General features: G+C 39.9%; 5 protein-coding genes. 2 read left to right on the plus strand and 3 right to left on the minus strand.

Going from position 1 to position 6,231, the window contains the following annotated elements; all coding sequences use genetic code 11:
- Positions 1–50: 50 nt before the first annotated feature.
- Complete coding sequence (locus tag ACM5QX_RS16425) at positions 51–1,361, minus strand: ABC exporter membrane fusion protein (protein WP_414754470.1); 1,311 nt, start codon at positions 1,359–1,361, stop codon at positions 51–53.
- 184 nt (positions 1,362–1,545) lie between these two features.
- On the opposite strand from ACM5QX_RS16425, the gene ACM5QX_RS16430 reads away from it, so the two are divergent.
- The gene (locus ACM5QX_RS16430) at positions 1,546–2,415 is read left to right on the plus strand and encodes a TetR/AcrR family transcriptional regulator (protein ID WP_414754471.1); all 870 of its coding nucleotides are present in this window, start codon (positions 1,546–1,548) and stop codon (positions 2,413–2,415) included.
- Between the two features lie 88 nt (positions 2,416–2,503).
- Here the strand turns inward: ACM5QX_RS16430 and ACM5QX_RS16435 are convergent, their stop codons facing one another.
- Both ACM5QX_RS16435 and ACM5QX_RS16440 read right to left on the minus strand, forming a co-directional pair.
- Positions 2,504–3,391, minus strand: coding sequence for a polysaccharide deacetylase family protein (locus ACM5QX_RS16435; protein ID WP_414754472.1), 888 nt, complete (start codon positions 3,389–3,391; stop codon positions 2,504–2,506).
- Positions 3,392–3,808: 417 nt separating this feature from the next.
- Positions 3,809–5,194, minus strand: a complete 1,386-nt coding sequence (locus ACM5QX_RS16440) for an ABC transporter substrate-binding protein (protein ID WP_414754473.1) — start codon at positions 5,192–5,194, stop codon at positions 3,809–3,811.
- A gap of 81 nt (positions 5,195–5,275) precedes the next feature.
- Between ACM5QX_RS16440 and ACM5QX_RS16445 the strand changes: the two genes are divergently transcribed.
- Positions 5,276–6,034, plus strand: coding sequence for a YebC/PmpR family DNA-binding transcriptional regulator (locus tag ACM5QX_RS16445; RefSeq protein ID WP_414754474.1), 759 nt, complete (start codon positions 5,276–5,278; stop codon positions 6,032–6,034).
- The last annotated feature ends 197 nt before the right edge of the window (positions 6,035–6,231 follow it).

A 6,231-nucleotide genomic window follows, 5' to 3' on the forward strand; every position in this document is an offset into this window, starting at 1 on the left:
CAATAGTCAATAGTCATTAGTCATTAGTCATTAGTCGTTGGTCAACAGCCTTATAGTTCAATTACTGCTGTGACTTGTAAGTTAGTGAATTTGGCAGCTTTTTGGCTTGAGGCTTCATCTAGTTGCACATGAACTTCTACGACGCGTGAATCAATATTTTCACTGGGGTCGCTGTTGATAATGTTCTGACGTTGGACTTTCCAGCCAATTTGGTCTACTGTACCTCGCAATTTGCCTGAGAGAGATTTACTTGATATCTCCACTTTTTGTCCTGTGCGGACTTTGTTGACATCGCTTTGGTAAACTTCGACAACTGCATACATCTGGTCGATTCGCCCAATTTCGACGATGCCATCAGTGGATACAACTTCGCCAGCATGGGTATAAATGTCAAATATCACGCCATCTTGGGGCGATCGCACATAAACTTGATCTAAGTTAGCCTTTGCCTGTTTTGCTGCTGCTAAAGCGCGGTCTACCTCTACCTTGGCTGCTTGTATATCTATGGGGCGCACTTCCGCAATTTTATTTAAGGTGGCGGCGGCGGCACTGATTTGTTTGCTACCTGTGGCCTTGATTCGAGATAGGGCTGTTTTCGCTTCGCTGATTTGCTTGCGTCCAGTAGTATCAATTCTTTGTAGGTTGGCTTGCGCTTCACTTAACTGCTGGGTGATGGTATCTAGACTCAAACGCTTACTATCATAAGAAGATTGGGAAATTGCGCCGTCAGCATAAAGCTTTTGATAGCGTTCCCACTCACTTTGAGCGTTTTTCAGTTCTGCGTCTAATCTCTTAACCGTCGCTTGTTGGGCTGATTTCTCACCTTGCCATTGGGCTTCTAATCTGGCTACGGTTTCTTGTTGTTCTCTCTCATCACCTGTTGTCTGTGCCTGGACACGGGCAATTTCGGCTCTCTGGGCTTCTATCTCCCCAACTTTTGCCCCTTCTCGGATTTTCTCTAAGTTGACTTGGGCGACTTTCACCGCTTCTTGGGCTTCTTGGTAAGCTGCCTCTAGGCGATCGCGGTTATCTAAAATAGCAATTACTTGTCCAGCTTTTACCTTATCCCCTTCTTTAACTAACAGTTTCTCTACTCGACTTCCTTGTCCAGGTGATGAAGGTGCGGAAAGTTTAATGACTTCACCCTTTGGTTCTAGTCTGCCCAATGCTGTTACCGTTTTTATCTGCGGTGTGCTGACTTGGGGAGTTAGAGTTACAGGAGATGGCTGTGCTTGAGTTTGGAGTGAACTATAACCCTTTACGCCAGCGATCGCCAAACCTGTGGCTGTCGCCAAAATGAGCAATTGTCGGGAGTTACGCTTGAAGAATATGGAACCTTGATCTGCTACCTCGCGTACCATAAGCCCCTCTTTTGTTTAGGACGCTAAATAAACTGTTTAGTTTAGTAATCTACAATTAAACTAAACCGTACATTACAATATTGTCAAGGGTTTATGGGCAGAAAATGAATCATTACCGCAGGAATCTCCACAATTAGGTTCACTTATCGATCTAAGCTAGTTTATTTAGCGAAAATATAAAAATATGAGTAAGAAAAAGGCACATATAGAAACTAATCATGCCGACCGCTTGCCGTCAGCAGAAAAGGTTGATGCAATTCTCAACGGTGCGATGCAAGAATTTTTGACCCACGGATATGCAGCCACAACAATGGATAGAGTGACAGCCGCAGCCGGAGTCTCGAAAACCACTGTCTACAGCTACTTTCAAGACAAAGAAGGATTATTTGCTGCTTTGATTGAAAAACTAGCCCAGGAAAAATGTTTTTTAATGCACAATCCTGAGCTTTTGCAAGGAGAACCCCATATTGTTCTACGCCGTTTAGCAACAAATATTTTCAATCAAGTAGAGCAAGAACCAGAGTTTTTGAGTTTAGTCAGGCTAATTATCGGCGAATCTGGGCGGTTTCCATCCTTAGCAAAAACCTTTGTCTGCAACATAGATAAACAAGCTCTACAGAGGCTAAGTGAATATTTTACAGAGCATTCAGAACTAAAATTACCTGATCCAGAGGTAGCAGCACGTATTTTTCTTGGTACAGTAGTACATTTTATAATTCTTCAATATATGCTCCATAGTCAGGATATCTTGCCAATGGAGAGCGATCGCCTGATTGACAATCTGATTAATTTAATCACTATTAATCTTTCTCAAAATACTTCTACTAATCAGTATTCTGGTACAAGGCAGAAATCCCCAAGGCGCAGGCGTACAGCTTCGGGTAAATTCCAGATGGACTACGCTTCAGAACCCAAACAGTTAAGGTCTATAAGATTGACGAATACAGCCTGGGAACAATTGGCAGAATTAGCAGAGAAAAATAATTTGACTCGCAGTGAAATGATTGAAATCTTTGCCCGTGAAGGTTTTTCAGGTAATCGGACTAACTCGTAATCACCTACGGTTGGCTACTCCTCAGCCTTAAATTATGTATATACATGGAAAGAGGTAAAAACTAATGAGGATTAATGTATATACATGGCTAAGGTAAGTTCCTAATCCCTTGCTGACACGCCTCATTGCTGATTGGGTCTAAGTTTTCAACCATCTTGATAATTTGTTCAGGTGATTTCGTGTAATTAACAATTAATCGAGGAATTGCATAAGAATTATGTTTACAAGTGTAATTTAAAGTTTCGTCATTATATAAATACCCGGATAAATAATATCTAGAAACATATAACTCTACCTGTTTATTATAAGCTCCATAAGGATAAGCAAAATGAGATGCTACCTTTTGTTCTGGATCTAAATCTTGTGTACATTTTCTGAGGATACTTCTAGATTTTAAAAGTTCATGCACCAGTTCTCGCCGGGACAATTTCGTTAAATCCTTGTGATTTAATCCGTGAGATTGAATATCATAAAACCCTTTTTGTAAACCTTCCCTGATTTCTTGGCAACTCAAATGAGTTTTACTACTACTTGCCTTTTGAGATAAACGACTGGGATTAATAAATAAGACTATTTTGACCTTTATTCCATATTTTTTTTCTAGCTTATATAAAATAGGTAATAGCTTGGTATGTACTGATTTATATCCATCATCAAATGTCAACATGATCGGCTTTTTTCGCCGATGTTCTGCCGGAATTTCCTGGGATTTATTTAAATGAAAATTATATAAATCTTCTGTGCTTAAAAACCAATAGTTGTTAATAATTAAAGACTCTAAAAGTTTTTCTAACTCCTGTTTTGAGTAGTGCATCTCCTCTGGAGATAAAGCTGATATAGTCTTATTACTTTTCGTATCTAAAATGCCGTGAAATCCTAAAATAGGTACTATAGGCTCAGTACTTCTAAAATTGAGTACAGCTAGAGAAATTATAGAAACTAAAGCTAAACTAAAAGGAAAGTTTTGAGTAGTCATTGCGGTAGTAGTATTGCCCTGTTATGTCAGCATTGAGGTAAAAAAGCCTGAAATTTTGGCATCAGGTATTTTTAGCTGAAAAGTAAAGCAGCAATTACTTTTTATACCACAATGAATTGGTGATTTGGCAATAGAGTATGTTGTTGATTGTCAAATCGTATATTGGTAATACCAATTTGAAAAAAGAATACGACAAATCAACCATTTGTAGAGACGCGATTTATCGCGTCTTCTTCACCCAATGATGTGTTGTAATCATTCATTGAATTGGTATAACGTGTGATTGGTAATTGAAATAAAAATATCCAAAATGTAGGGTGTGTCAGTATGAATAATTTCTGAATATAGTTAGGTTGTATGACATCGACGCACCCTACCAAAACATCAATTTCGGGTAATTTATTTTTTGTTTTTCCCTTATTTGAAAATTAAATCTAAGCGTTGCTGACTAGCTTTGAGGGCATCGGCTGGGGAACTCTTACCCATCAATACAGCTTCTACTGCCCGACCTACACTATCAGAGATCCGATTATAACCGGGGAAAGTAGGACGCGATCGCGCATATTTAGCCTGTTCTAAAAATACCTTTGCTTGGGGTACTTTTTTCACAAATGCCTGATATTTTGCACTTTCGCGGGATTTTAAATTGATTGGTAAATAACCGGTTCCCAGTGCCAACTCTGTTTGAAATTCCTCACCAGCCGCATATTCAAGAAATTTAAAAGCTGCCTTTTCTCTTTCTGGTTGAGATTTAAAAATATAAAGGTTTTCGCCACCAATGACAGTAGCAGGTCTTTGCCCCACCGGAATAGGGAATACATCAAAATCAACCCCACTAGCTTGAAACTCACCTAAAGTCCAAGGCCCGGTTAATTGCATCGCCACTTTACCTGCTAGCAAATCGTTGGTTTCATAACCTCTTTCTGGGCCTGATAACACAGCCGAACCATCTGTTATTAAATCACTCCACAATTGTAAAGCAGCGATCGCCCCAGAATTATTTTCTAAAGTGACACCAGCCGCATTCTGTAAATCTTTACTTACCAACTCGCCGCCACCACTCCACATAAATGGTAGCCAAGTAAAAACTGTAAACTCACCTTTGCCTAAAGGTAGCACCATCCCGTGTTGATCAATTCGTCCATCACCGTTAGTATCACGGGTTAATTTTTTGGCAACTTTCCGAAACTCTGCCCAAGTCTTGGGTAATTGAGTGATTCCTGCCGCTTTAAACAAACTTGGACGATAAAAAACGCCAACATTATTTGTAGCAAAAGGTACTGCCCAAGTTTTCCCTTGGTATGTCAAAGCTGGGTATAAGCTGGGGTCAATTTCATCCTTAATTGGTGAACTTGCCAACATTTCGTCCAAAGGAACCAAGGCATTTAGTTCTACTAGTTGCCCTGTAGTTGCTGGGTTGTACCACAAAATATCTGGGGACGCATTACCTACAACAGCTGCCAAAATTTTCGGCATTTGTTGGTCTTGTTGACCAGCGTAAATCGCATCTACCTGAATATCTGTATGGCTTTGGTTAAACTTATCTACCAGCTTTTGAAATACGTCCCGATTAGGTGGCGGATTCACCCCATGCCATAAAGTTAAATGAATGACTTTATCTGCCTTCATGCCATTTTGGATTACCTGACATCCACTGGTAACCAATATTCCTACTAGAAACAGCGATAGCCAACGATATCGGTAAAATCGCCAATTTTTTCTTTTTACCCTAGAATCATCAGAGGCGAAAAAAAACCGCGTACAGTTTTGATAAAACAGATTAATCAATTTTTTAACTTTCATGGACAGAGTTAGGGACTATTGACTAATGACTATTGACCATTAACCATTAACTTTGGAAGAGAGATTTATTAGCTTTAGATTATGGCAGGACATAGTAAATGGGCAAACATTAAGCGCCAAAAAGCGGTAGTAGATGCCAAGAAGGGTAAGACCTTTACTCAGCTATCGAGGGCAATTATTTTGGCAGCTAGAAGCGGGATTCCAGACCCATCCGGAAATTTTCAACTCCGTACCGCCATCGATAAAGCAAAAGCGGCTGGTATTCCTAACGATAATATAGAACGGGCGATCGCTAAAGGTGCAGGTACATTTGGCGGCGATAACGCTAGTTTAGAGGAAATTCGTTACGAAGGTTATGGCCCTGGGGGTGTAGCGATTTTAATTGAAGCCTTGACCGATAACCGCAATCGTACAGCTGCTGATTTACGAGTAGCTTTTAGTAAAAATGGTGGCAATCTTGGTGAAACTGGCTGTGTTAGCTGGATGTTTGACCAAAAAGGTGTTTGTATTATCCAAAGTGTTGTAGATGAAGACCAGCTTTTAGAAGCATCCTTAGATGGCGGTGCTGAATCTTACGAAATGACAGAAGATGAGACAGCCGAGGTGTTTACAGAAGTAGCAAATTTAGAAACCCTCAATCAGACACTCAAAGACCAAGGCTTTAAGGTGACAGATGCCGAGTTGCGTTGGATTCCCAGTAATAATGTAGAAGTTACTGAACCAGACCAGGCGCGATCGCTGCTCAAATTAATTGATACTCTAGAAGGGTTAGATGATGTCCAAAATGTGACATCTAATTTTGAAATGTCCGAAAATCTCATGGCGCTAAGTATCGCCTAGATAAATTTATGATCGCTGGGGAAGGTAGGAAATCAAAATTGTATACCTCATACCAATTCAAAATTCAAAATTCAAAATTAAGAATCAAGACAGGGCAAGCATTTGGGTCTGTACATCTGTCGCATTCTTTTTTCAAATTGGTATCATCCCTCTTTTGTTACTACGGGGAGAGTATAATCAGGAAGAAAGCAGACAAA

It is taken from the genome of Anabaena sp. CCY 9910 (assembly GCF_963920875.1).
In the GTDB taxonomy this organism is placed as follows: Bacteria; Cyanobacteriota; Cyanobacteriia; order Cyanobacteriales; family Nostocaceae; genus Trichormus; species Trichormus variabilis.